The 24,199-nt window shown below is 66.4% G+C and carries 25 protein-coding genes, 1 other RNA gene and 2 pseudogenes; 16 read left to right on the top strand and 12 right to left on the bottom strand.

Translation table 11 applies throughout. The annotated features are described in order from the left end of the window. Positions 1-46: 46 nt before the first annotated feature. Genes SP6_RS03115 through SP6_RS03100 form a run of 4 tightly spaced genes read right to left on the bottom strand, consistent with a single transcriptional unit; the run spans position 47 to position 3,950 of the window. Positions 47-475, bottom strand: coding sequence for a chemotaxis protein CheW (locus tag SP6_RS03115; RefSeq protein ID WP_007404093.1), 429 nt, complete (start codon positions 473-475; stop codon positions 47-49). Further along, positions 475-2,796, bottom strand: coding sequence for a chemotaxis protein CheA (locus SP6_RS03110; RefSeq protein WP_007404082.1), 2,322 nt, complete (start codon positions 2,794-2,796; stop codon positions 475-477). The genes SP6_RS03115 and SP6_RS03110 overlap by 1 nt, the downstream gene beginning before the upstream one ends. Before the next feature lie 60 nt (positions 2,797-2,856). Further along, entirely contained in the window at positions 2,857-3,501 is a 645-nt protein-coding gene (locus SP6_RS03105) for a histidine phosphotransferase family protein (RefSeq protein WP_007404004.1), read from the bottom strand. Then, positions 3,498-3,950, bottom strand: a complete 453-nt coding sequence (locus SP6_RS03100; protein ID WP_007404019.1) for a M67 family metallopeptidase — start codon at positions 3,948-3,950, stop codon at positions 3,498-3,500. Before SP6_RS03100 ends, SP6_RS03105 begins: the two co-directional genes overlap by 4 nt. Before the next feature lie 17 nt (positions 3,951-3,967). Here SP6_RS03100 and SP6_RS03095 point away from each other — a divergent pair, with 17 nt between their 5' ends. The 3 genes from SP6_RS03095 (at position 3,968) to SP6_RS03085 (ending at position 7,129) form a co-directional block, all read left to right on the top strand. Then, entirely contained in the window at positions 3,968-4,915 is a 948-nt protein-coding gene (locus SP6_RS03095) for an RluA family pseudouridine synthase (RefSeq protein ID WP_007404128.1), read from the top strand. A gap of 67 nt (positions 4,916-4,982) precedes the next feature. After that, positions 4,983-5,888 (top strand): RNA polymerase sigma factor RpoH, encoded by a 906-nt coding sequence (gene rpoH, locus SP6_RS03090; RefSeq protein ID WP_007404166.1) that lies wholly within the window; start codon positions 4,983-4,985, stop codon positions 5,886-5,888. A gap of 2 nt (positions 5,889-5,890) precedes the next feature. After that, positions 5,891-7,129, top strand: coding sequence for a flavin monoamine oxidase family protein (locus SP6_RS03085; RefSeq protein ID WP_007404088.1), 1,239 nt, complete (start codon positions 5,891-5,893; stop codon positions 7,127-7,129). Positions 7,130-7,134: 5 nt separating this feature from the next. Here the strand turns inward: SP6_RS03085 and SP6_RS20240 are convergent, their stop codons facing one another. Then, complete coding sequence (locus SP6_RS20240) at positions 7,135-7,920, bottom strand: LuxR C-terminal-related transcriptional regulator (protein ID WP_007404164.1); 786 nt, start codon at positions 7,918-7,920, stop codon at positions 7,135-7,137. A gap of 17 nt (positions 7,921-7,937) precedes the next feature. Next, positions 7,938-8,594, bottom strand: coding sequence for an alpha/beta hydrolase (locus SP6_RS03075; protein ID WP_007404127.1), 657 nt, complete (start codon positions 8,592-8,594; stop codon positions 7,938-7,940). Between the two features lie 110 nt (positions 8,595-8,704). Between SP6_RS03075 and SP6_RS03070 the strand changes: the two genes are divergently transcribed. From SP6_RS03070 to SP6_RS03045, 9 genes are all read left to right on the top strand, one after another. Then, complete coding sequence (locus tag SP6_RS03070) at positions 8,705-9,757, top strand: cysteine desulfurase family protein (RefSeq protein ID WP_037568018.1); 1,053 nt, start codon at positions 8,705-8,707, stop codon at positions 9,755-9,757. After that, on the top strand, positions 9,754-10,815 hold the full coding sequence (locus SP6_RS03065) for a cysteine desulfurase family protein (protein ID WP_007404028.1): 1,062 nt from the start codon (positions 9,754-9,756) through the stop codon (positions 10,813-10,815). The genes SP6_RS03070 and SP6_RS03065 overlap by 4 nt, the downstream gene beginning before the upstream one ends. Continuing rightward, entirely contained in the window at positions 10,812-11,117 is a 306-nt protein-coding gene (locus SP6_RS03060; protein ID WP_007404184.1) for a 2Fe-2S iron-sulfur cluster-binding protein, read from the top strand. The genes SP6_RS03065 and SP6_RS03060 overlap by 4 nt, the downstream gene beginning before the upstream one ends. Before the next feature lie 97 nt (positions 11,118-11,214). Continuing rightward, positions 11,215-11,529, top strand: coding sequence for a hypothetical protein (locus SP6_RS21330; RefSeq protein WP_007404222.1), 315 nt, complete (start codon positions 11,215-11,217; stop codon positions 11,527-11,529). A gap of 74 nt (positions 11,530-11,603) precedes the next feature. Next, positions 11,604-11,701: signal recognition particle sRNA small type (gene ffs, locus SP6_RS20230), an RNA gene on the top strand. A 121-nt stretch (positions 11,702-11,822) separates the two neighbouring features. After that, a complete protein-coding gene (locus SP6_RS03055) occupies positions 11,823-13,502 on the top strand; it encodes a DNA polymerase III subunit gamma/tau (RefSeq protein ID WP_007404191.1) in 1,680 nt (559 codons plus the stop codon). 1 nt (position 13,503) lies between these two features. Further along, a complete protein-coding gene (locus SP6_RS03050) occupies positions 13,504-13,827 on the top strand; it encodes a YbaB/EbfC family nucleoid-associated protein (RefSeq protein ID WP_007403987.1) in 324 nt (107 codons plus the stop codon). Positions 13,828-13,956: 129 nt separating this feature from the next. After that, complete coding sequence (locus tag SP6_RS20780) at positions 13,957-14,109, top strand: hypothetical protein (RefSeq protein ID WP_007404250.1); 153 nt, start codon at positions 13,957-13,959, stop codon at positions 14,107-14,109. Between the two features lie 90 nt (positions 14,110-14,199). Continuing rightward, positions 14,200-14,448, top strand: coding sequence for a hypothetical protein (locus tag SP6_RS03045; RefSeq protein ID WP_007404182.1), 249 nt, complete (start codon positions 14,200-14,202; stop codon positions 14,446-14,448). A gap of 223 nt (positions 14,449-14,671) precedes the next feature. Here the strand turns inward: SP6_RS03045 and mtgA are convergent. From mtgA to SP6_RS03025, 5 genes and pseudogenes are all read right to left on the bottom strand, one after another. Further along, positions 14,672-15,187 (bottom strand): annotated as a pseudogene (gene mtgA, locus SP6_RS03040) (monofunctional biosynthetic peptidoglycan transglycosylase); the annotation flags it as partial. A gap of 215 nt (positions 15,188-15,402) precedes the next feature. Continuing rightward, a pseudogene (locus SP6_RS03035) lies at positions 15,403-16,699 on the bottom strand (IS110 family RNA-guided transposase). Positions 16,700-16,849: 150 nt separating this feature from the next. Then, on the bottom strand, positions 16,850-17,011 hold the full coding sequence (locus SP6_RS20775) for a hypothetical protein (protein ID WP_232253994.1): 162 nt from the start codon (positions 17,009-17,011) through the stop codon (positions 16,850-16,852). Between the two features lie 146 nt (positions 17,012-17,157). Beyond that, on the bottom strand, positions 17,158-17,322 hold the full coding sequence (locus SP6_RS21190; protein ID WP_007404236.1) for a hypothetical protein: 165 nt from the start codon (positions 17,320-17,322) through the stop codon (positions 17,158-17,160). Then, the gene (locus SP6_RS03025; protein ID WP_397567820.1) at positions 17,322-18,230 is read right to left on the bottom strand and encodes a threonine ammonia-lyase; all 909 of its coding nucleotides are present in this window, start codon (positions 18,228-18,230) and stop codon (positions 17,322-17,324) included. Before SP6_RS03025 ends, SP6_RS21190 begins: the two co-directional genes overlap by 1 nt. A gap of 195 nt (positions 18,231-18,425) precedes the next feature. Here SP6_RS03025 and SP6_RS03020 point away from each other — a divergent pair, with 195 nt between their 5' ends. The 4 genes from SP6_RS03020 (at position 18,426) to SP6_RS03010 (ending at position 22,174) form a co-directional block, all read left to right on the top strand. Continuing rightward, positions 18,426-19,661, top strand: coding sequence for a type III PLP-dependent enzyme domain-containing protein (locus SP6_RS03020; protein WP_007404120.1), 1,236 nt, complete (start codon positions 18,426-18,428; stop codon positions 19,659-19,661). A gap of 184 nt (positions 19,662-19,845) precedes the next feature. Then, positions 19,846-20,895: a 1,9-bis(guanidino)-5-aza-nonane synthase gene (locus SP6_RS03015; RefSeq protein WP_007404219.1), complete on the top strand. Its 1,050-nt coding sequence runs from the start codon at positions 19,846-19,848 to the stop codon at positions 20,893-20,895. Further along, positions 20,895-21,041 (top strand): hypothetical protein, encoded by a 147-nt coding sequence (locus SP6_RS20770; RefSeq protein WP_007404008.1) that lies wholly within the window; start codon positions 20,895-20,897, stop codon positions 21,039-21,041. The genes SP6_RS03015 and SP6_RS20770 overlap by 1 nt, the downstream gene beginning before the upstream one ends. Before the next feature lie 149 nt (positions 21,042-21,190). After that, positions 21,191-22,174, top strand: a complete 984-nt coding sequence (locus tag SP6_RS03010; protein ID WP_007404213.1) for an alpha/beta hydrolase — start codon at positions 21,191-21,193, stop codon at positions 22,172-22,174. Positions 22,175-22,314: 140 nt separating this feature from the next. Here SP6_RS03010 and SP6_RS03005 read toward each other — a convergent pair whose 3' ends face one another. Next, complete coding sequence (locus tag SP6_RS03005) at positions 22,315-24,198, bottom strand: XrtA/PEP-CTERM system amidotransferase (RefSeq protein ID WP_007404138.1); 1,884 nt, start codon at positions 24,196-24,198, stop codon at positions 22,315-22,317. Position 24,199: the final 1 nt, after the last annotated feature.

The raw sequence follows: 24,199 nt of genomic DNA, 5'->3' as shown, positions 1-24,199 counted from the left end.
CCGCGCGCCATCATAGCCGTGCGAAAGTAAGGGCCAGGTTAATCCGTCAACATGCCAGCGCGGTGCCATGCGGTACCAGCCGGGCCAGATCGAGTATCAACAGCGGCTCGCCATCGCGCACGACGATGCCGTCGACCGCCCGGCCCCAGCGACCATGCGCCGGCGGCGTATGCGGCATCGGGTTGGTCTCGAACGTCTCGATATCGTCCAGCTCATCGACCAGCATCGCGTAATAATGGCCGTCCTGGCGGGTGATGACCGCCCGCCGGACATGATCCGCCACCGGCTCCAGCCCCAGCGCGAGGCGCGTGTCGACCACCGTCACGACCCGACTGCGCAACGCGGCCAGCCCCCGGATCGAGGGTTCGACGCGCGGCACGTCCACCACGTCGCCGATATCGACCACGGCATCGACCTGATCGGCGTCGAACACCACACCCTGCCCGTCGATACGGGCGATCAGGAACAGCGGCATCAGCGGCCTCCCCGGCGGGCATGACCGGCCAGCGCCGCGATCAGCGCGGAGCGGTCATAGCGATAGATGCTGTCGGGATCGGCCGGCCCGTCGCGGTCGCGCCGCAGCCGCACGACCGGCGCGCTGACGGCGGCCACCGATGCATCGTCGTCCATGACCAGTCGCACGGCCGGCGCCTCGCCTGCCGGCAGTTGCAGCGTACAGCGATAGCCATTGGCCTCCAGTACGGGCCGCAGGAAACGGTCCATCCATTCCGCCCCCGTCCCATCGAGCAGGCAGAGCGGCGGCGCGCCCTCCGGTTGCGGCAGGCTGGTCGTCATGAACAGCGCCAGCGGGTCGAGAATCTCGATCGCCTGCCCGTCCCATACCGTCACCCCCAGGATCGCGCCGCCGCCGGAAGCTGGCGCGATATCGACGGGCAGCGGAATGATCTCGATCGCGCCCGCCATCGCATAGGCGCATTCGGCATCGCCATCGGTCAGGCGGAGTACTTCGATCGCATCGTCCGGGGCGACGCTCGACAGGGCGTCATGACTGACCGCGTGCAGCGGTATCGTCGTGTCACCGACGATCAGGCGGACCTGCCCACCCGACCAATGAATGGCATCGTGCGCGATCTTTTCCACCCGGTCGATCGCGCCCAGCGGAATGGCCCGGCGCAATCCATCAAGGTCGTCGAACAACAGGGCCGGCGTACCATGCTGAGCCTCGCCCGCCTCCTGCTCGACATCCGCGACCCGATCGAAACGCAGCCCCGCCGCCGCCGCGAGGCCGCCGCCATCGAGCAGGAGCATGGGCAGCCCGCTGTCGGGCAAGGTCTGTCCGGCATAAAGCCCGGTCGCCATCACCGCCGGTGCGGCAGGCTTGACCACCACCTCTTCGGTATCGAGCACATCGTCGACGCCCAGCGCATAATCGCCATCGCGAGTCGCGACAATGACCAGCGTCGATGGCGCTTCGCCGCCCATGTGCAGGAAGCTCCCGAGCGGCAGCATCGGCAGGCGCCGGCCGCGCACCGTGGCGATCTGGGCAGGGCCGACGGGGTCGATCCGCACCTGCGGCCCACGGACCTTGACGATTTCCTCGATCGATTGGCGTGCCAGCGCGAAACGTTGCTGGCCGACCGCGACGACGATGGTCGACATGATAGACAGGGTCAGCGGGACCTGGATGGTGATGGTCAGCCCGCGACCGGGCCGGTTGTCGAGCGCGACGCGGCCGCCGACATGCTCGATATTGGCGCGCACCACGTCCATGCCGACACCGCGTCCCGACATGGTCGAGACGGTGTCACGACTGGACAGGCCGGGGGCGAAGACCAGCTTCAGCTTGTCGGCCGGGCTCATTGCGGCGACCTCGGCAGCGCTGTGCACATCGCTCGCCACCGCCTTGGCGGCGATGCGGGCGACGTCGATGCCGGCGCCGTCATCCTCGACCTCGATCAGGATTTGATTGCCCGACTGGCGAGCCGTCACGCAGATCTGGCCCGTGGGGGGCTTGCCCCGACGGCGGCGCTCGGCGGGCGACTCAATGCCATGGTCGATCGCGTTGCGGATGATGTGGACCAGGGGGTCGCGCATCATCTCGATCATCTCGCGATCCAGGTCGACATCCGACCCTTCGATCCGCAGGATCACCGCCTTGCCCAGTTCGGCAGCCGTGTCGCGGACCATGCGGGGAAGAGCCGCGAACAGCGCATCGACCTTCTGCATCCGGGTCCGCGTCACCGTATCGCGCATATCGGCGACGGTCAGCGACAGCCGGTCCAGCGCCGCCTCAACCCGAGGATCGAGCACGTCGTCGCGCAGCCGGCGGGCGAGTTCGTTGCGCGCCAGCACCATGTCGGACATGCCGCTCATCATCCGGTCGAGCAGGTCGACGTTCAGGCGGATGCTGCGCGGCGCGACGCGCGCCGCCGTCGCGGTACGGCGCGGGGCGACGGGTGTGGGCTCCTCGACCTGCGAGAGGGCGAGGATCAGCGCCTCGTCATCCGAGTCGTCCAGCGGCACGCCCGCCGCGATCGCCTCGACCACCGCACCGATCCGGTCGACGATCGCCAGCACGCCGTTGACCAGCGCGGTGTCGGGCATCCGACCGCCATCACGGACCGCCGCCAGCGTATCCTCGGCGGCATGGCTCAATCGTGACAGGCGCGGCAGGTCCAGAAAGCCACAGCTTCCCTTCACCGTGTGGACGAAGCGGAAGATCGCATCGAGCCGCCCGCGATCGGCAGGGTTCGCCTCCCACGCGACGATCTCGCCGGACAGCGCGTCCAGCGTCTCGCGGGTTTCGGCAATGAATTCCTGCAGCAGGTCGTCCATATTTCCCCGGGACACCGAGATTTCGGACATCGTCTTGCCGCCACAAGATTAAAAGGGCGTTTACCCCGCCCGGATCGCGGCCCCCAGGATCATGGTGTTGGGCGCCGGCTCGGTCACCAGCGTCATGCCGCCATGTTCCACCGTCAGCGTGTGGATCAGGAAAGCCGGCGCGGTGCGCGAGCCGAGCGGTTCGGTCCCCTGCCCCTCCATCAGGGTACGGCGGATTTCGGGGTCGAGCAGGATGCGCGGCCCCTCCAGCCGGATCGCGATCTCGATCGCCTCACGCCCCGCCTCGGCACCAATGTCGATCGTCCCGCCCCGCGCCAGCGCCTCGACCGCGATCAGCGCCAGATTGACCAGGATACGCACCGCCGGCTTGGGCAGCGACGGCGCCTCGACCAGCCAGCCCAGCGTGGTGCGACGATTGTCGACCAACAGCCCCTCGACCGCCGCCTTCGCCTCGGCCATGTCGACCCGGTCGCTGAAGCCGCCACCCGCACCGAACGCCAGGCGAAAGAATTTCAGCTTGTTGGCCGAAGCCCGCGCACTGTCGGCCAGCAATTCCATGCACCGCGCACGCATTGCCGGATCGGTTTCGTCGGCGAGCAATTCCAGCCCGTTGTTGAGTGCGCCCACGGGGGACAGAAGATCGTGGCACAGTCGCGAACACAGCAAGCTCGCGAAATCCACCGGGCTGACGGTCATGCAAAATCCCTTGACGAAGTTTCCCTTTTTGACGCGACCGACGCATCGGCGCAAGCAAGGGCGAGCGGTTCGAACCGGCCATGGCGTCGGCCCGCCGCGACCGCACGCCAGGCGGTGACCTCTCCGCCGCCAGCGATCAGCCAGATCGTTCCGTCGGGCGCGGCATCGGCGGCGTCCCGCGGCGAAGGCTCGGGCAGCCCCGTCGGATGCGAATGATAATGGCCGATCACCGCCGGCCCGCCGCCCCGCGCCCCCCGATGCGCGGCGATCAACGCGGCGGGGTCGATCTCGAACCGGTGCCAGGGCTCGGCGGCGACATTGGTGCAAGGGACAGCGGACACGATGCTGTTCCCCTCGCCCAGCAGCAGCCCGCACACTTCGCGATCGGGCAAGGCGGCGGCGGATTTGCGAATGAAGTCCAGCGCATCGCTTGAAATCGTTACGGTCATGCCCAATTTACTAAGCCATGGACCGGGGGGTTTCCATCATCGATGCGCGGATCGCGCCCACAGCGGATGGCTGGCGGTTGGACCGTGCGCTGGCCGATGCGGTGCCGACTTTGTCACGCGAACGGCTGAAGGTGCTGATCGCCAGCGGCGCGGTGACGCGCGAGGGCGTGATGGCGCGCGACCCCGCCAAGCGGGCGGCGGCGGGCGATCTGTTCCAGGTCGCCGTCCCCGCCCCCACCCCGGCGCATAACGAGGCGCAGGATATTCCGCTCGTCATCGCATACGAAGATGAGCATCTGATCGTCATCGACAAGCCCGCCGGGCTGGTCGTGCATCCCGCCGCGGGCAATCTGGACGGGACTCTGGTCAATGCGCTGCTGCATTATTGCGGCGGGTCGCTGTCGGGCATCGGTGGCGTCGCGCGACCGGGCATCGTCCACCGGATCGACAAGGACACCTCCGGCCTGATGGTCGCCGCCAAGACCGACCGCACCCATGAGGGCCTCGCCAAGCAGTTCGCCGCCCACTCGATCGACCGCCGCTACCGCGCGATTACCGGCGGCATCCCCCGCCCCGCCGACGGCACGGTCGACGCCCCGCTCGCGCGTAGCCCGCAGAACCGCAAAAAGGTCGCGATCGTGCAGGGCGGCAAGCGCGCCGTAACCCATTACCGCACCATCGAGAAGCTGAACAACGCGGCGCTGGTCGAATGCCGCCTGGAGACGGGACGCACCCATCAGGTGCGGGTGCATATGCAATCGCTCGGTCACGCCTTGCTGGGCGACCCCGTTTATGGTAGAACAAAGGGTGCTCAAAAAGCCCTGCTCGATGAACTCGATTTCCGGCGCCAAGCCCTGCACGCGGCGCATCTGGGCTTTATTCATCCCATAAGCGGTAACGCTTTAGCGTTTGAGAGCCCAATGCCTGCCGATATGCAGGAACTGTTCAGTCGGCTTCACGTATAGCAGAAGACCGCCTCGCACCCGATGACGGGACGGACGGAATGACGCTCCAGAAAGGGAGATAAGGATCATGGCAAAAGGCAGCAACGTCCCGGCGACGATTCCTGCGCTCGGCGGGGAGCAATCGCTCAACCGCTATCTGGCCGAGATCAAGAAATTCCCGATCCTTGCCCCGGAGCAGGAATATATGCTCGCCAAGCGCTTCCAGGAGCATGGCGACCCGGAAGCGGCGGCGCAGCTCGTCACTTCGCACCTGCGTCTCGTGGCGAAGATCGCGATGGGTTATCGCGGCTATGGCCTGCCCACCTCCGAACTGATCTCAGAGGGTAATATCGGCCTGATGCAGGGCGTGAAGAAATTCGAGCCCGATCGCGGCTTCCGCCTCGCCACCTATGCGATGTGGTGGATCAGGGCCTCGATCCAGGAATATATCCTGCGGTCGTGGAGCCTGGTGAAGATGGGCACCACCGCGGCGCAGAAGAAGCTGTTCTTCAACCTGCGCCGGATGAAGTCGAAGCTCGACGCGTTCGAGGACGGTGATCTGCGCCCCGAGGACGTGACCAAGATCGCCACCGATCTGGGCGTCAACGAGGACGAGGTCATCAGCATGAACCGCCGCATGGCGATGGGGGGCGATACCTCGCTCAACGTCTCGATGCGCGAGGATGGCGAGGGCCAGTGGCAGGACTGGCTGGCCGATGACGCGCCGCTTCAGGACTCGGTCGTCGCCGAGCAGCAGGAGGCGGATGTCCGCCACGACATGCTGGTCAGCGCGATGGACGACCTGAACGACCGCGAAAAGCACATCCTGACCGAGCGTCGCCTGACCGACGATCCCAAGACGCTGGAAGAGCTGAGCCAGGTCTACGGCGTCAGCCGCGAGCGCGTCCGCCAGATCGAGGTGCGCGCGTTCGAGAAGCTGCAAAAGGCGATGATGCGTATCGCCGGCGAGAAGCGGCTGCTGGCGGCGGCCTGAGCATGACGGGCCGCACCGTCGTCATTGGCGGCGGTGCGGCCGGGATCGCGGCGGCGCGGACGTTGCACGATGCGGGGCGCGATGTTCTGCTGATCGAGGCGGCGGATCGGCTGGGCGGGCGGGCGCGGAGCGTTTGTCTGCCGACCGGCCATATCGTCGATCATGGCTGTGGCTGGCTTCATTCGGCCAAGCGCAATCCTTGGACCGCCATCGCCGAACAGGCGGGCTTCACCATCGACCGCCGCTCGCCCAATTGGCAGGTCCAGTGGAACGACCTGGGCTTTCCTCCTGACCAGAAGCGCGCCTCGGGCGAGGCCTATGCGCGGTTCGAAGAGGCGGCGATGGCCGCGCTCGACGGCCCCGACCGGCCGTTGTCGGGCTTTGTCGATAAGGACGATCCGTGGCGGCCGATAATCGATGCGATCTCCGGCTATGCCAATGGCGCCTCGCTGGCTGAAGTGTCGCTGCACGACTGGGCGGCGTATGAGAAGGCGGCGACCGACGATAATTGGGCGGTGGTCGAGGGCTATGGCACCGTTATCGTGAACCACGCGGCTGGCGTGCCCGTAAGGACCAGCGTAACGGCGACCCGGATCGACCATCGCGGCCAGACCATCCGCATTAAAACCTCTGCCGGTATGATCGAGGCGGATCACGTCATCATCGCCGTTCCCACCACCGTTCTGGCGGACGGCAAGCTGACCTTCGACCCACCACTCCCCGCCAAGCAGGAGGCCGCCGCAGCACTTCCGCTGGGAATCGCCGACAAGGTCTTTCTCTCGGTCGAAGGCCCCCTGCCCTGGCCCGCGCATGCACATCTGACCGGCAATCCGCACAGCGCCTGCACCGCCAGCCACCGCCTCTCCCCCTTCGGCTGGCCGATCGTCGAGAGCTTCTTCGGCGGCCCCTGCGCCGAGGCGTTGGAAGACGAAGGCACGGCGGCGCAATTCGCCATCGACGAACTGGTCACTCTGCTGGGCAGCGACTGGCGGCAGCGCTTTACCGCGCTGGGCGCTACCCGCTGGCGGCACGTGCCGTTGATCGGTGGCAGTTACAGCCACGCCAGGGTCGGTCAAGCCGGAGCGCGACAGATACTGGCCGAGCCGGTCGACGGCCGGATCTTCTTTGCAGGTGAGGCCTGCTCACATGAGGATTTCTCAACCGCGCATGGAGCTTATGAGACGGGAATGGAGGCTGCGCACGCGGTCATGCGGGCAGATACGCATCCCCGTCATGTCTGACTCCACTATTTTACGCGGAATTGCAGTCGATACGGCGTTGCCGGAGCTCCGTTCTCGTCTACAAAATTCCTATATGCCGGGCTGTTGAACCAGACCTCATAGCTTCTTCCAGACTGCACCGAACAAGTTAGGGTGAAGGTCCGTCCGTCCGCCGACTGAACCGGCTGGTTACGACCGCAGTCGGGATAGGTCTCGGGCGAAGCATATACAAAGGAATAGCTGTCGCGCCGCATAGGGCGGTCGAACGTGACCTTCAGACTGATCGGTCCGGCTGATATCACCCTATTTGCGGCCGGACTGGTCGATATTACGCGCGGCGGCCCGGCGGGCTTCGCGGCATCACCTGAAGTCAAATGTGTCGCCGCCAGGATCGCGATGGTCGTTATCGCGGATATCATCATCGGCATTCCCCACCGGCCCAGAAAACGCGAGCCGCCCGTCGCCCCGATGCGGGACTGAACCGGTGGTTGGTCCTCGACGGGCCTCGGCAACACCCCGGATTTTTCGGACCCTGAAAAATTGGGAGCCGCCCCGTCTATCAAAAGACGGGCAGCGCCCCGGCTGCTGCTCGCACCCGTCTTGCGCCGCGCTTCGCGGAGGCGCTCATGTACGGTATGGATGGAAAGGCCCAATTCGGCCGCTGCGCTCTTCACGTCATGCCCCCGCGCCAGCAGGTGAAGGACGGCGACTTCCTTGTCGGTCAGGCCAAAGGGCGTATCGGGCATGGCCGGACCATGCCTCAGCAGATACACACAAAAAAGGCCCCGGTTTTCACCGAGGCCCTTTTCCATTCCGCAATCCGATCAACTCACCGGATCGGCGAGTTCGGGTCCAATCGCATATCCAGATACCGGTCCACCGACCCCATCAGCTCGGGCATTTCATGCTCGAAAAAATGGTTGGCCTTGGGGATGGTGTCGTGGTGGATGGTGATGTGCTTCTGGGTGCGCAGCTTGTCGACCAGCTTCTGGGTCGCCGCCGGGGTCGCGACTTCGTCCGCCTCGCCCTGAATGATGATGCCCGAGGAGGGGCACGGCGCCAGGAAGGTGAAGTCATACATATTGGCCGGAGGCGCGACCGAGATGAAGCCGCGGATTTCAGGGCGGCGCATCAGAAGCTGCATGCCGATCCACGCGCCGAAGCTGACGCCAGCGATCCAGGTGGTCGAGGCCTCCGGGTGGAAGCTCTGCACCCAGTCGAGTGCCGAGGCGGCGTCGGACAGTTCGCCGATGCCGTTGTCGAACGTGCCCTGGCTCTTGCCCACGCCGCGGAAGTTGAAGCGCAGCGTCGCGAAGCCGCGCCGCTGGAAGGTCTTGTAGAGTTCCTGGACGATGCGGTTGTTCATCGTGCCGCCCGCATTGGGATGCGGATGCAGGATCATGGCGACGGGCGCACGGGGACGCGGAGCGGGAGCGAAACGGCCTTCGAGACGGCCTTCGGGGCCGGGAAAAATGACTTCGGGCATCAAAACTCGCCGATCTGGATGCGCGCTGGTGGAGCGCCGGGAACGTTGCGCTATATAGGCCGGGACGTCATTTTCGCAATTGTTCGATCATTCCAGCTACGGAACATCCCCTGCCCCGCCTTTACCTCGATCATGCCGCGACCACCCCGATGACCGAGGCCGCCCGCGCAGCCTTGGCGGACGGGTGTGCGATCTGGGCCAACCCCTCCTCCCCCCATGCCGAGGGGCGCGCCGCCAGGCGCGCGCTGGAGGACGCCCGCGCCAGCATCGGTCGTTCGCTGGGGTGGCGGCACGAGATATTGTTCACCAGTGGGGCCAGCGAATCCCTGTCCATCGCGCTGACCCGTTCGATGGCAGAGCGGCGTTTTGTCGGGGCGATCGACCATGACGCGGTGCTGCGCGCGGCGCCGGATGCGATCGTGATGCCGGTCGGACCTGACGGCGTACTCCGCCCGCCCGATCTTGGCGGCCCCCGCGCCGTGGTGACGGTGCAATGGGCCAATAGCGAAACCGGCGTGCGCCAGCCGATCGCCGAGCTGGCTGAGGCGATCCATGCCGCCGGGCACATCCTGCTGGTCGACGCCGCGCAAATGCCCGCCGGTGCGGACCCCGACGTCATTGAACATGCCGACCTCGTCGCACTGTCGGCGCACAAGCGCGGCGGGCCGCCGGGGATCGGCGCGCTGCTGGTCCGCGATCTCGCGGTGCTGGCACCGACCGGGGGGCAGGAGCGCGGCTATCGCCCCGGCACCGAGAATATGCCGGGGGTGCTCGGCTATGCCGCCGCGCTCGCCGAGCCGGAACCGGATCACGCCGACCTGCGCGCGCACCTCGACGATGCGATCCGGCGCTCGGGCGGGATCGTGGTGGCGGACGCCAGCCGCCGCCATCCCGCCATCGCCAGCTATCACATGCCCGGCAAGCCCTCCGCCGCGCAGTTGATCCAGTTCGACCTCGCGCAGATTTCGGTCTCGGCGGGCAGCGCTTGCGCCAGTGGCAGCCTGAAGCCGAGTCATGTCCTCGCTGCCCTCGGCTGGGACGTGGAGGCGGGGCGTGAGGTGGTGCGGGTCAGCTTTGGCCGCGCGACGACGCGCGAGGATGTCGATCGCTTCATCGCCGCCTGGCGCGCCATCGCGCGGGGCAAACGGGTGGAGGCGGCGTGATCTATCTCGATTATCAAGCCACCACACCGCTCGCGCCAGAGGCGTTGAGGGCGATGCTCCCCTGGTTGGAACAGGGCCATGCCAATCCCCACTCGCCGCACCGTGCCGGGCGGCAGGCACGCGCGGCGGTGGAGGTCGCGCGCGATCAGGTGGCGGCGCTGCTGCCCTCCGGCGGGCGCGTAGTGTTCACCAGCGGCGCGACCGAGGCGCTCAACTGGACGATCAAGGGCCTGGACGGCGCGATCGTCACCACCGCGATCGAACATGCCGCCGTGCTGGATACGGCAAAGGCGACGGCACGGCCGCTGACCATCCTGCCCGTCGATGACCAAGGCCTAGTTGCACCGACCGCGATCGCGCCGGGCACCGAACTGGTCGCCGCGATGCTGGTGAACAACGAGATCGGCACCATCCAGCCGATCGCCGCGCTGGCCGACGAAGCCCACCGGGCCGGCGCCCGGATGCTGTGCGATGCGGTGCAGGGCTATGGCCGGATCGCGATCCCCGACACGGTCGATCTGGTCGCGCTGTCGGCGCACAAGATCCATGGGCCCAAGGGCATCGGTGCGCAGTGGATCCGCGACGGCATCCCCCTTCCCCCGCTACTTCATGGCGGCGATCAGGAAGGCGGACGCTCGGGCACGCTCAGCCCGGCGCTGTGCGCGGGGTTCGGCGTGGCGGCGCGGTTGATGGCGACGCGAGCGGAGGCGGATGCCGCGCATCTCGAAAGGCTCTGGTCGATCGCTATCGAGCGGTTCGGCCCGGACTGGACGATCAACGGATCAACCGAAGAGCGCTATCACGGCAATCTCAACGTCCGGCGTGAGGGGCTCGATGTCGCGCGGCTGATGTCGGATTGCCGCGACATCGCCTTTTCGGCGGGCAGCGCCTGCGCCAGCGGATCGGGACGGCCAAGCCATGTGCTGACCGCGCTTGGCCTGTCCGAGGCGCAGGCCAAATCGTCCATCCGTCTCGGCTTCGGCCGCTATACCAGCGAAGAGGAATTGATCCGGGCCATCGACCAGTTGGTCGCCGCCGCCAAGGCGCAGCGGCCATGATCGCGCTGACCTTCATCACCCGCGACGGCGCATCGGTTGCGGCGGAGGGGATGCCCGGTGAGACGCTGCTGCGCGCCGGCCAGCGGGCCGGCCAGCCGCTGGAGGGCACCTGCGGTGGGCAGATGGCCTGTGCCACCTGCCATGTCCTGATCGAGCCGGCCTTTCTCGATCGCCTGCCCCCGCCCTCGGCCGAGGAGGAGGATATGCTCGACCTGGTTCCCGAGGCCACCCGCGCCAGCCGGCTGGCCTGCCAGATCATGCTGTCCCCCGATCTGGACGGGTGCATCGCTCGCATTCCCTGAACCTGGGATAACGAGTTGGTTCAGCACGCAATCATCGCCGATTCGGCATTCTCCCTACATGCTCGCTGGAAGGCGGGCTTACCGGGAGTAAAGCGTTATGAAACTTCTTGCTGTATTGGGTGCCGGCCTGATCGCCGTGACGGGAATCTCTGCGGCTGCACCGGCCGATGCCGCCCCGCATGACCGCTGGGGCCGTGGGCCGGGTTGGGACCGCGGGCCGGGCTGGCATGATCGTGGGCCGGGTTGGGATCGCGGCCCCGGCTGGAACCGTGGACACCGCTGGGATCGAGGCCCGCGTTGGGACCGTGGTCCGCGCTGGCATCGTGGCGGCTATAACCGACCGCGCGTCGTGTGCCGGTGGGAGCGGACCTGGAACGGACCGGTGCGCCGCTGCTTCAACACCTATCGCTAAGCCTTAACGGTTCGTCGCGCGCGGGGCCGTGGGATAAGGACTTGATCCCCCGGCCCCGTTTCGCCATATGCGCGACCGGGAGTCGGGCGGACGTAGTCGTCGCCAACCCGGTCAGGTCCTGACGGAAGCAGCCGTAACGATTTCGCTGCGGGTCGTTCCGGCTCCCACCCTCCGCACATGCCGATCCACGTCGCACTCGATACACCATCGGTGTATCCGCTGATGACGGCGCGCACTGGAGCGCCTATGTTGCTCCGCGATGATTTCCCTCCACCCGACCATCACGGCCCAGCATGGCTGACTCGTTCGACCTGGGCGAACCGCCCCAGCCCACCAAGGCCGAGGCCTATCGCGTCTTGGCGCGCAAATATCGGCCGCAGACCTTTGCCGCGCTGATCGGGCAGGACGCGATGGTCCAGACGCTGGGCAACGCGATCAAGCGCGACCGGCTGGCCCATGCCTTTCTGATGACCGGCGTGCGCGGGGTCGGCAAGACCTCGACCGCGCGGTTGATCGCCAAGGCGCTGAACTGCGTCGGCCCGGACGGCACGGGCGGCCCGACGATCCAGCCTTGCGGGCAATGCGAGCCCTGCCGCGCCATCGCCGAGGGTCGCCATATCGATGTGATCGAGATGGACGCCGCCAGCCATACCGGCGTCGACGACGTGCGCGAGATCATCGAGGCGTCGCGCTATGCCGCCGTCTCCGCGCGCTTCAAGATCTACATCGTCGACGAAGTGCATATGCTCTCCAAGAACGCCTTCAACGCGCTGTTGAAGACGCTGGAGGAGCCGCCCGCGCATGTGAAATTCCTGTTCGCCACCACCGAGGTGAACAAGGTTCCGATCACCGTCCTGTCGCGCTGCCAGCGTTTCGACCTGCGGCGGATTACGGCCGACAAGCTGGCGGCGCATTTCGCCGACATCTGCGTCAAGGAAGGCGTCACCGCCGAGGACGAGGCGCTGATGCTGGTCGCGCGCGCGGCGGAAGGCTCGGCGCGCGACGGCCTGTCGATCCTCGACCAGGCGATCGCCCATGCCGATCTGGAAGGCGGCGGCGTCACCGCGAGCGCCGTGCGCGAAATGCTGGGCCTGTCCGATCGCGGCGCGGTGCGCGACCTGCTTGGGCTGGTGCTGAACGGTGACGGGGCGGGTGCGCTCGCGTCGCTGCGGCGGCAATATGATTATGGCGTCGATCCGCAATCGGTGCTGCGCTCGCTGCTCGAGACGGTGCACGGCATCACCCTGACCAAGGTCGGCACCCCGCCCGACGCCGCGCAGCCGCTGGAGGAACGCGCCGCGCGCGAGGAATGGGCGGGCTCGCTGAGCTTCCCCGCGCTGCACCGGCTATGGCAGTTGTTCCTGAAGGGCCATGACGAAGTGGCGCGCGCGGCACTGCCCATCGAGGCGGCGGAAATGGCGCTGCTCCGCGCGATCCATGCCTCGACGCTGCCCGATCCGGGCGAGCTGGCCCGCCAGATTCGCGACGGTGGCGTGTCAGCCCCCAGCGCGCCGGCGGTGACGCAAGCGGCGGCTCCGGCCGCGGCGCCGGTCGCCCTTGCCCCACCCCCTCCCCCGGCCGAGCCCGAGCCGCCCAAACTGCCCGACAGCTTCGTCGCGATGATCGATCGGCTGGACGATATGGGCCAGTTGGCGCTGGCCGCGCGGTTGCGCCATGGCGCGCGGCTCGTGCGCTACACCCCGCCCGAGATGGTGTTCAGCGGATCGCGCCCGATCGCCGCCGACACGCTCAGCGAACTGGTCTCCGCGCTGAAGACGGCGACGGGCCAGATTTGGCGCATCACCCTGGAAGATGTGCCCGGCGAACCCACATTGCACGAGCAGCAGGTCGCCGCCGAGGAGGCGATCAAGACCGCCGCGTGGGAATCGGACATGGTCCGTGCCGCGCGCGAGGCTTTCCCCGAGGCCGAATTGATGGAATGGCCCGGCAAACGCAGTGTGAACGGAGCATGATGTGAAGAATCTCGACGAAATCCTGGCCATGGCCCAGAACGTCCAGAACGAACTGCAAAAGGCGCAGGCCAATCTCGACACGATCGAGGTCGAGGGCGTCTCGGGCGGTGGTCTGGTCAAGGTGAAGGCCTCGGCCAAGGGCCGGATCATCGGCATCGCCATCGACGACTCGCTGATGCAGCCGTTGGAAAAGGGCATGCTGGAGGACCTGCTCGCCGCCGCGATCAACGATGCGCGGACCAAGGCGGACACCGCCTCGGGCGCGGAGATGTCGAAGATGACCAACGGCCTGCCGCTGCCGCCGGGGTTCAAGCTGCCCTTCTGATCCATCGGAACGGGGGACTAGGACGTCGCGTTGACCTGTCGAAAACGGGAGAAATGCGATGTCCGCCCCCCAGCATCTGAAGGATCAACCGCACCAGTCGTAATCAACGAACGCCGCAGCGGACGCGGCATGATCCTGCTGTTCGCCATGCTCGCGCTTCTGGTGCTCGGCATCTATTACGCGTTGCACCAGACGGGTCTGGAGGAAAGGCGCGAGGCCCGGCGCGCGACCGCGGCCAAGGCCGATCCCTCCACCAGGTCGGATGCCAACCCCACCCGATAAGCCTCTGATTTTCGTCGCCTGTCGGAGCGATCGGAACGTCATCGCCCCACATCGCGTTGCAGCCCTCACCAATAGAGGAGGGAACATGCCATGGCCGATGAACGCATCACCGAAACCCATAATGCCCAACCCCATACCACCGTCATCGAACGGCGCGGCGGCGGTGGCGGCATCGCGATCGCTATCGTTCTGCTGGTCGCGGTATTGATCGGCGGGTTCTATCTGTTCAGCCGGGGCGGCGCGGAAAACCAGCGCGACGCGGCGGTGACCTCGGCGGCTAAGAGCGTTGGCGATACCGCCGAAAAGGCCGGCGACGCCATTTCCGGCGACGGCAAGTAATCGACGTTACGACCGGCCAAGTGATCCGTCACTTGGTCGGTCGTGATGGCTGCGGATCGACGGCAGGAGCCTGTATCACTCGCCCGCATGGCGACGCCCACACACCAGTATTTCCGTATCCACCTCTCCACATGACCGTCGGAGAGTGGAGGATCATCGCTTTTGCAGGGCCGAAGAAAACCAGACGGAGGCCTGAACGATACCGGCGGACACAGCCGCCAGATTAGCGAATACAGCTATCCAGCCCCTGCCGCCGCACGACGCCGACATAGCGCGTGATGACGTTGCCATGCCGCCGGACGAATCCCGTCGGCGCCACCGCCTCGCGCTTCTTGGGCAACGGCAGCACAGCCGCGATCCGCGCCGCCTCGGTCGGCGACAGATGCGAGGCGTCGTGCCCGAAATAGCGCATCGCCCCGGCATTGGCGCCATAGGTGCCGATGCCCGTCTCGGCGATATTGAGATAGACCTCCATGATCCGCCGTTTGCCCCACAACGTCTCGATCAGGAAGGTGAACCAGGCCTCGAACGCCTTGCGGATATAGCCGCCGCCCTGAAACAGGAAGGCGTTCTTCGCGGTCTGCTGGCTGATCGTCGAACCGCCGCGGATCCGTCCGCCCTGCGCGTTGCGATAGGCGGCACTCGCCATCGCCTTGAAGTCGAAGCCGTGATGCGAGCAGAAGCGCGCATCCTCGCCCGCGATCGCAGCGCGTGCCATGTCGGGATCCATCTCGGATAACGTCCTATGTCAGGAAGCAGCGGCGGGTTTTGGCCAGCAGATATCCATGCGCCGACAACCGTCGGCGCGGCATGCAATCTGAGCCAGATGGCTCCCACCGTCAACGGGATCGCTCCCTGCCATAGCAAACACAGGATCCAGCAGCGCCGAGGCGGCCGTGGTCCTCACCATCCTTAAAACGAGATACGCACCCAGGTGGAAGGCCCGAACATTATCTACAGGGTCGCTCGACGAGCGCCCTCACGGCACTTGCAGAGAGGGGTCCTTCCACCTGGCATCCGACCGTTCGAGGAACGGCCGGTACTCTGTCCCCGTCTTGATGACGGCGTGAGCCACGCGCGCCATCTTGGCGGTGAGCGCCGTCATCGCCTTGCGGCGACGGTCGGCATCGTCCGCGTGCCCGGCGACATATCGTCCGAGCTTGTCGCGGAAGCTGTTGTCGCGCTGACGCGCGGCGACCTGGGCAGCCATCCAGAAGGTCCGGCGCAGGCGCGCATTGCCGTACTTGGACAGCTTCGTGCGGCCACGGAACGTGCCTGACTGACACGTTGCGAGATCGAGACCGCAGAACTTCAGGAACTGACGATGATGGTTGAAGCGCCGCAGATCACCGGCCTCGGCCAGGATGGTCAGCGCGTTGATCGGACCGATGCCCGGAATGTTGCGCAGCAGCTGGTAATCGACGTCATCGGCGAGCCGCGCATGGGCCAGCCGCTCGATCTCGTCTCGCTGGTGGATGAGGCTGCGGCCCTGCGCGATGACCATGCGGAACATGGTGATGGCGGCTGAGCTCTCCGGCACCGGCAGTGCCGTCGAGGCGGACGCCGTCTCGTAGATGTCGTTGATGAGGCGTGCCTTGGAGACCTTGCGGCCGATGAGCGGCCATGCCGCGGCCGAGAACGCCTCGCGGTCCAGCGCCGTGATGGTGGCCGGCGTCGGAAACCGCTCGATGAGCGCCAGGAACCAGTCGGACCGGCTGTTGCCTGCGAAGCGGGCGATCTCGGGGAAGTACAGCGGCAGGTAGTGGGTCAGGATCCGATGCCAGGTCTGCGTCTTCATCCTTGAGATCGTCTCGTGAGTCTTCGAGAGCTCCTGCAGGTCGTTGATTCCGGCCACCAGCGGGTCGACGTAGCGCTGCGTCGCACCGATCCGCAGCATGTGCAGGATGACCTGCGCGTCCTTGGAGTCGTTCTTGTCCCAGCCGTTGTGCAGCGCCTCGCGCGTTCTGGCGAGCGCGACCGACGAGATGAGGCGCAGCTCGAACCCTGCCGTCAGCAGCCGGTGCGCCAGCGTACGATGGTAATTACCCGTCGCCTCGAACCCGACGATGATAGGGCGCCCGATAGCAGCGAGTTGCTCGGCAAAGCCGTCATAGTCCTGCCTGGTCGCCATGACGGTCATCCGCCGGCGCCGGCCGCCTTCCGGTCGCTCGATGAGAACCTCCTGTCGGCTCTTGGACATGTCGATGGCTACCAGCACGGCGCCGGCAGGCGTAGAGGTGAGCTTGGTCATGGTCGGTCGGCCTCCAAAGTGTTGTCTCGACAACCTCACTTTAGATACCTGCTGACCGGCCATGGCTTGCCCTGATGAAGTCTGCGGCCGCTACGCGGCCTTGTCTTCATCAGGGCCATAGCGGCTCCCGAACCAGCGCTTCCCAATGTGCTACGGCATCCAGTCCTTGGTCACCCCATGCCCACCGATCACGTCACCCAACATGGTGAAGGTGATGGGCGGCGGCACGAACCGATAGATGCCGACCCAGACGACACTCAGGATCACAAAGGCGAGTACGGCCTTCAGGGCCCAGCGAGCGATACGGAACATGGAGCCGGGCCTTAGCTGGGTTTACAGGCAAGGTCACGATCCCCCCCCGGTACGGGAAGGGAGACGGCCGAGAAGCGGTAGCGGACGGGTTTGGAAGCCCCCCTCCGTCAGGACCATACCCTGCCACCTCCCCGCACCGGGCGGCTTTACAGCGTCCAGATCAGCACATTGCCGACCAGCACGACCGCCATCACCAGCATCAGCGCACCCTTGCGCCGATCCCCACGCCGGATCGTCACGATGCCGCCCGCGATGCTGGCAAAGGCCGCCAACATCGCGATCGCCGGTGCGGCCTGGGCAATCCCCTCCATCACCCTGCCAGCACACGGGCATAGGCCGCCCGGTCGACATTGCCGCCCGACAGCAGCACCAACATCCCGTCTTCCGCCTTGACCTTGCCGGCCAGCAGCGCGGCGAGCGCCACCGCCCCGCCCGGCTCGACCACCAGCCGCAGGCGGTCGGCGGCGAAACGCTGCGCCGCCGCGACTTCGGCCTCGCTGACCGCGACGCCCTCGGCCCCTCGCCGCGCCAGCACTTCGAAGGTCAGTGGCGACACCCGCGTCGTCTGAAGCGAGTCGCAGGCGGTCGGCGGCGGATTGTCGCCCACCGGCTCGATCCATCCCGCCTCCAGCGAGCGGCGCATATCGTCCCAGCCTTCCGGCTCGACCACCGTCACCCGCGCTTCGGACAAAGCCAGTGTCAGCCCCGCCGCCAGCCCGCCACCGCCGCAGGGCGACACGACATGAGTCGGCGTGCCGAGCCCGATCGCCGCCATCTGCGCCGCCGCTTCGATACCCGCCGAGCCCTGCCCCTCGATCACCCAGGGATCGTCGAAGCTGGGCACCAGCGTCGCCCCCCGCGCCTCCGCGAGTCGCCGGGCGATCAGTTCGCGACTCTCGGTCGCGCGATCATAGTCGACGATCTCCGCCCCCAGTGCCAGCGTGCCTTCGCGCTTGGAGGGCGGCGCGTCCGCGGGCATCACGATCGTCGCCGCGATCCCCAGCCGGCGCGCGGCCCAGGCGATTCCCTGTGCATGATTGCCCGAGGAGAAAGCGACGACCCCGCGCGACCGCGAAACATCGTCCAACGCGGTTAATCGGTGCCACGCACCGCGCAGCTTGAACGCGCCGATCGGCTGCAAGCTTTCGGCCTTGAACACCACCGTCTTCCCGTTGATCTGCAAGGGGAAAATCGGGCTCGGCGGGAGGATGCGGGCGATCTTCTCGGCGGCATCGCGGACCCCTGCTTTTGTAGGCTGTCTTAAGATTGTCACTTTTTATCTCCGACGCCTCTTCTACCGCTTTACATTCGAAAACGCGGACCCTATTTCGCGCCTCCGCTGCCCCATGGGACTTCCAACCGCAAGGCAGCTTTTTGTCACCGTATGCCGTCAGGCAATTGGAGGTCCCTTGAGTTGCACCAGAATCATCGCGCGCTGGGGCTAGCTGCCCACTCGACCGCCGTCCCCTCCAATCTGGAGCGCGGCATCGACATCGCCAAGCGTCGTCCGGCTGACCCGGTCACGCTTCTTCGCCCGCACGCCGCTGCGCGCGCCGCCCGATTCTTCGTTGAGAAGTTTCCGGGCCGGCCGATGTATGCCGTGAAGGCGAATCCGTCGCCGGATCTGATCCAGATCCTGTGGGACAATGGCATCACCCATTTCGATACCGCCTCGATCGCCGAGGTGCGTCTGGTGAAGTCCGTCGCTCCGCAGGCCGTCTGCTGCTTCATGCATCCGGTGAAGTCGGAAGAGGCGATTGCCGAGGCCTATTTCACCCACGGCGTCCGCACCTATTCGCTCGACAGCATGGAAGAGCTGGAGAAGATCGTCCGCGCCACGCAGGGCGCGACCGACCTGACCCTGTGCGTCCGGATGCGCGTGTCGTCGGAGTACGCCAAGCTCAGCCTGGGATCGAAGTTCGGCGTCAGCCTGGAAGAGTCGAAGGATCTGCTGATCGCGACCCGCCAGGTCGCCGATGCGCTGGGCATCTGCTTCCATGTCGGCAGCCAGACCATGACCCCCGATGCCTATTCGGCTGCGATGGAGCGGGTGCGCGCGGCGATCGTCGCGGCGGCGGTCACGGTTGACGTGATCGATGTCGGCGGCGGCTTCCCCTCGGCCTATCCGGGCATGACCCCGCCGCCGCTGGAGCGTTTCTTCGAGACGATCCACCGCGCGTTCGAGAGCCTGCCGGTGTCTTATTCGGCCGAACTCTGGGCCGAGCCGGGTCGTGCGCTGTGCGCCGAATATTCGTCGGTCGTGGTGCGTGTGGAGCGTCGTCGCGGCAATGAGCTGTACATCAACGACGGCGCGTACGGCGCGCTGTTTGATGCGGCGCATATCGGGTGGAAGTACCCGGTCCAGCTGCTGCGTGAGCCGGATTCCGACGCGCGGGACATGGACTTCAGCTTCTGGGGCCCGACCTGCGACGATCTCGACTTCATGCAGGGTCCGTTCCCGCTGCCTGCGGACACGAACACCGGCGATTATTTCGAGATCGGCATGCTGGGTGCCTACGGCCAGGCGATGCGGACGCAGTTCAACGGCTTCACCTGTCACGAGTTCGTCGTGACCGACGACGAGCCGATGTTGTCGGTCTATCGCGACGAGGCCGAGCAGGCCCGTCCGGCGAACGTCGTCAAGCTGTAACCCAGCCCGACTAGCAAACTCTATAACCCTCCCGCGCCAGCGGGAGGGGAATGGGGTAGCATTGCGGGTTCGCCCACGATAAGGCCCCTTCCCATACCGGTCCTGCCATTCGCGCAGAGCCGGGCCAGCCGGGTTACCGCGTCCCCAATAACGACGGCGGCTTCTCGATGATGATGGAACCATCATGACCGACACGATCAACGACAACCGCAAGGCCGAGCTGCTCTCCAGCGTGGTCGAGCATATCGACATCACCAAGTTCGACGCCCGCCCGATCATCGATTCGATGGGCAAGATGAGCTTCACCAGCCGCGACCTGGCGCGCGCGACCGGCATCTACAACCAGATGCTGGCCGACAAGGACTGCTCGATCTTCCTCGTTATCGCGGGTTCGACCTCGGCCGGCGGCTGCATGGACCTGTATGCCGAGCTGCTGCGCTCGAACATGATCGACGGCGTGGTCGCGACCGGCGCGTCGATCGTCGACATGGATTTCTTCGAGGGCCTGGGTCACAAGCATTACCAGGCGCTGGAAGTGCCGGACGACAACACGCTGCGTTCGCTTTACATCGACCGCATCTACGACACCTATATCGACGAAGAGCAGCTCCAGGATTGCGACCATACGATCGGCAAGATCGCCGATTCGCTGGAGCCCAAGCCCTATTCGAGCCGCGCCTTCATCCGCGAGATGGGCAAGTATCTGGCCGAGCATGGCAAGAAGGAAAACAGCCTCGTCAAGCTCGCTTATGAGCATGACGTGCCGATCTTCTGCCCGGCATTCGTCGACTCGTCGGCCGGTTTCGGTCTGGTGAAGCATCAGGTCGAGCGCGCCAAGGAAGGCAAGCCGTACATGGTGCTCGACGCCATTGCCGACTTCCGCGAATTGACGGACATCAAGATCAAGGCGGGCACGACTGGCCTTTTGATGATCGGCGGCGGCGTTCCGAAGAATTTCATCCAGGACACGGTTGTCTGTGCCGAGATCCTGGGCCATGACGACGTCGAAATGCACAAATACGCGGTGCAGATCACGGTGGCCGATGTTCGGGACGGCGCCTGCTCGTCCTCGACGCTGAAGGAAGCGGCGAGCTGGGGCAAGGTCGATACCGCGCTTGAGCAGATGGTGTTTGCGGAAGCGGGCTCGGTCATGCCGTTGCTGGCTTCGGACGCCTATCATCGCGGCCACTGGCGGGAGCGCGTAAAGCGTCGTTGGGGAGCGATTTTCGACTAATGCTGGAATTTCTTGAACGCGATCAGCTAGCTTACATCATCATCGGCGTCGTTCTGATCGCCGGGTTGGCCTTCGCGGTCCCCTATTCCCGGCGACGCAAGCGCGAAAAGCTGCGCCGCCGCGGGATCAAGAAGTACGGGCATTGAGATGAGGGGCGGAACCGCAAAGGTTCCGCCCCTTTTCCAATGGGCCATGCTTTCATCGCTGCCCGGCGCTTTTCGCTTGCCCGGGGCAACGCGTGTCGGCACCCTCTCTCCTCATAGCGCTATCAGATGCTGGGAATGAGGGGATGCAAGTGATCGATCGACGCTCTCTGATCGGGGCGATGGCCACCGTGCCGCTGGCCGGCCGTGTTGCGGCGCAGGGCGCACCTGCTGCGAGCCCCGCGATGACGCCCTGGCCCCCTACCGAGCATTTCCCGCTCTGGCCCGGACGCCCGCCCGGCGCGCGCGCGAAATTGCCCACGCCCAATCCTTCGATGAACGGCCCCGCCGGACGGCAGGAGCTTTGGCTGCGCGGCACCGCCAATCCGATCGTCGCGGTCTTCCGACCCGAACGCCCCGACGGACGCGCCGTGCTGACCATTCCCGGTGGCGGCTATGGCTTCGTGTCGATCCAGAATGAGGGGATCGATGTCGCGCGGACGCTCAACCCGCATGGCATCACCGTCTTTGCCCTCTCCTATCGTCTGCCGTCCGAGGGTTGGAACGATCAGGCAAACGTCCCCCTTCAAGATGCGCAGCGCGCAATGCGGCTAATCCGCGCGCATGCGGGCCGCTATGGTATCGATCCCGCCAATCTCGGCATTGTCGGCTTCTCGGCGGGTGGTCATCTCGCCGCCTCGCTGACCGTGGGTTATGACGACAAGGTCTATGCACCCATCGACGCCGCCGACCGGCAATCGGCCAAACCGCGTTTTTCGGGGCTGGTCTATCCGGTCGCCAGCCTGTCGACCTCCACCACGCATCCGGGATCACGCGACAATCTGCTGGGCCCCAATCCCGATCCCGCCATCAAGGCCCGCTACGATACGCCCCGGCGGATCAAGGCGAGCACGCCGCCGCTCTTCCTGGTCCATGCCGTCGATGACGGGCTGGTCCCGCTCGACCAATCGATCGACGTCCTGACGCAGGCGCGCGCCGCCAAGGTGCCGGTCGAGGCGCATTTCTTCGAGAAGGGCGGCCATGGCTTCGGGGCGCTTAATGCGCCGGAGGGCTCGCCCGCGCGGCTGTGGCCCGACCTGTTCGACCGCTGGGTCGCGCAGACGCTCAAGGGGTGATGGACGGATGGCGGGGGAATTGGCTTCGCAATCCCCCGCCCCATTCGGCCTGAGCGAAGTCGAAGGCCATGACAGACGGCCCCCGCTGGGGCGTGCGCTTGGACTTCGTTCAGCGTGAACGGCGGGTGGGATACCCTTTTTCAGAACAGCCGCTTCAGGCTCCGCTCCAGCATCAGCATCTGCCACAGCGTTCGGCCGTGTTCGGCGCGGCCCGATCGATGGTCGGCCGCCAGCCGCTCCAGCTCGGCTAGGTCGAACCACCCCGTCTCACGCAGCAGGCCCGAATGCGCGAGCCGCGCCGCATCGTCCGCCAAAGCCCCCCGGAACCAGGCACTGATCGGCGTGACGAACCCCATTTTGGGCCGGTACAGGATGTCGCGCGGCAGATAGGGCTCGAGCGCCTTCTTCATCAGCCATTTGCCCTGCCCGCCCCTCACCCGCATCGCGGCGGGCAGGCGCGCGGCATATTCGACCAGCCGGTGGTCGAGCAGCGGCTCACGCGCCTCCAGCCCCACCGCCATCGAGGTGCGGTCGGTCTTGGTCAGGATATCGCCGGGCAGCCAGATTTTCAGATCGGCATATTGTGCGCGGTCGATCGCATCGCGCGCGGGGGCATCGCGCATCGCCGCGACATAGCGATCCTCTGCGCGGTGCCCGCCCAAGGCTGCCTTGGCCTCCGCCGAGAATAGTCGCGCGCGCCATTCGGGGCTGGTAACGCCGACGGCGCGCGCATAGGCCTCCGCCCCGTCCATCCCCAGCGCGAGCAGGGTCGTCTTGGCGCGCAAGGGGCGCGGCGCCCAATCCGCCTTGGGGTAATAGCGCCCCAGCGTGCCGAACAGACCGGCGCGCAGCTCGGCGGGAAACAGACCCCGGACACGCTCCTCGCCGGCGTGAAAGACATGGCGGCGATAGCCCGCCAGCGCCTCGTCCGCGCCGTCACCAGACAAAGCGACCGTGACATGCTCGCGCGCCAACTGACACAGGCGATAGGTCGCCAGCGCCGAGGCATCGGCAAAGGGCTCGTCGAAATGATCGACCAGCGTATCGATCAGCGCGAAGTCGTCGGCGCGCACGACCCGCTCGACATGATCGGTCGCGAAACGCTGGGCGATGGTGCGGGCATAGCCGCGCTCGTCATGCCCCGCCTCCTCGAAGCCGATGGTGCAGGTCCGCACCGCACGCGGGGAAGCCTCCGCCATCAGCGCGACCACGCCCGAGCTGTCGACCCCGCCCGACAGGAACGCGCCGAGCGGCACGTCGGCGACCATCCGACTGGTGACGCCAGCCCGCATATGGGCGAGCAGCCCCTCGCCCAGCGTTGCCGCCGATCCGCTCTCCCGGTTGGAGAAATCGACATCCCACCATTGGCGTGGCCGGGGGATCGTGCGCCCACGCTCGATCAGCAGGAAATGGCCGGCGGGCAGCTTGTGCACGCCTGCCACGATACTGGCGTCGTCGGGGACATAGCCCAGTGCCAGATAATCCTCGACCGCGCGGATATCGGGCCGCCGCCGGAACAGCGGATGCGCCAGCACCCCCTTCATTTCCGAGGCAAAGGCGATCGCGCCATCGGGCAGTTCGGCCCAGTGGAGCGGCTTCACCCCCAGCCGGTCGCGCGCGAGGAACAGCACGCCCGCCCTGGCGTCATGCACGGCAAAGGCGAACATGCCGACCAGCCGGTCGAGCATCGCCGGGCCCCAGTGGCGCCAGCCATGGAGCAGCACCTCGGTATCGCCATCGGTACGGAACACCGCGCCCAGCTCGCGCAATTCGTCGCGCAAGCCGCGGTAATTATAGATTTCGCCGTTGAAGCAGACCGCGACCTCGCCATCGACCATCGGCTGGGGTGATCCGGCGACATCGATGATCGACAGCCGGGCATGCGCGAAGCCGACACCCGGCGCGGTCCATACTCCCTGCCCGTCCGGCCCGCGATGCGCCTGCACGCCGATCATCGCGCGCAGCCGGGCGGGATCGACCGGCTTGGGCGTGGCGGGATGGAAAAGGCCGGCGATACCGCACATG

It is taken from the genome of Sphingomonas paucimobilis NBRC 13935 (genome assembly GCF_000739895.2).
GTDB classification, from domain to species: domain Bacteria; phylum Pseudomonadota; class Alphaproteobacteria; order Sphingomonadales; family Sphingomonadaceae; genus Sphingomonas; species Sphingomonas paucimobilis.
The sequence above is the reverse complement of the archived record's forward strand: the minus strand, read 5'-3'. Positions and strand labels throughout refer to the sequence as shown.

Bases quoted from the DNA above. Each gene is read 5' to 3' on its own strand.
- SP6_RS03105 (WP_007404004.1), bottom strand. From the start codon at position 3,501: ATGACCGTCAGCCCGGTGGATTTCGCGAGCTTGCTGTGTTCGCGACTG.
- SP6_RS03115 (WP_007404093.1), bottom strand. From the start codon at position 475: ATGCCGCTGTTCCTGATCGCCCGTATCGACGGGCAGGGTGTGGTGTTC.
- rpoH (WP_007404166.1), top strand. From the start codon at position 4,983: ATGGCAAAAGGCAGCAACGTCCCGGCGACGATTCCTGCGCTCGGCGGG.
- SP6_RS03075 (WP_007404127.1), bottom strand. From the start codon at position 8,594: ATGCCCGAAGTCATTTTTCCCGGCCCCGAAGGCCGTCTCGAAGGCCGT.
- SP6_RS03110 (WP_007404082.1), bottom strand. From the start codon at position 2,796: ATGGACGACCTGCTGCAGGAATTCATTGCCGAAACCCGCGAGACGCTG.
- SP6_RS20770 (WP_007404008.1), top strand. From the start codon at position 20,895: ATGCTGGAATTTCTTGAACGCGATCAGCTAGCTTACATCATCATCGGC.
- SP6_RS03060 (WP_007404184.1), top strand. From the start codon at position 10,812: ATGATCGCGCTGACCTTCATCACCCGCGACGGCGCATCGGTTGCGGCG.
- SP6_RS03005 (WP_007404138.1), bottom strand. From the start codon at position 24,198: ATGTGCGGTATCGCCGGCCTTTTCCATCCCGCCACGCCCAAGCCGGTC.
- SP6_RS03100 (WP_007404019.1), bottom strand. From the start codon at position 3,950: ATGACCGTAACGATTTCAAGCGATGCGCTGGACTTCATTCGCAAATCC.
- SP6_RS20240 (WP_007404164.1), bottom strand. From the start codon at position 7,920: ATGGAAAAGGGCCTCGGTGAAAACCGGGGCCTTTTTTGTGTGTATCTG.
- SP6_RS21330 (WP_007404222.1), top strand. From the start codon at position 11,215: ATGAAACTTCTTGCTGTATTGGGTGCCGGCCTGATCGCCGTGACGGGA.
- SP6_RS03085 (WP_007404088.1), top strand. From the start codon at position 5,891: ATGACGGGCCGCACCGTCGTCATTGGCGGCGGTGCGGCCGGGATCGCG.
- SP6_RS20780 (WP_007404250.1), top strand. From the start codon at position 13,957: ATGATCCTGCTGTTCGCCATGCTCGCGCTTCTGGTGCTCGGCATCTAT.
- SP6_RS21190 (WP_007404236.1), bottom strand. From the start codon at position 17,322: ATGGAGGGGATTGCCCAGGCCGCACCGGCGATCGCGATGTTGGCGGCC.
- SP6_RS03095 (WP_007404128.1), top strand. From the start codon at position 3,968: ATGGACCGGGGGGTTTCCATCATCGATGCGCGGATCGCGCCCACAGCG.
- SP6_RS20775 (WP_232253994.1), bottom strand. From the start codon at position 17,011: ATGTTCCGTATCGCTCGCTGGGCCCTGAAGGCCGTACTCGCCTTTGTG.
- SP6_RS03055 (WP_007404191.1), top strand. From the start codon at position 11,823: ATGGCTGACTCGTTCGACCTGGGCGAACCGCCCCAGCCCACCAAGGCC.
- SP6_RS03045 (WP_007404182.1), top strand. From the start codon at position 14,200: ATGGCCGATGAACGCATCACCGAAACCCATAATGCCCAACCCCATACC.
- SP6_RS03015 (WP_007404219.1), top strand. From the start codon at position 19,846: ATGACCGACACGATCAACGACAACCGCAAGGCCGAGCTGCTCTCCAGC.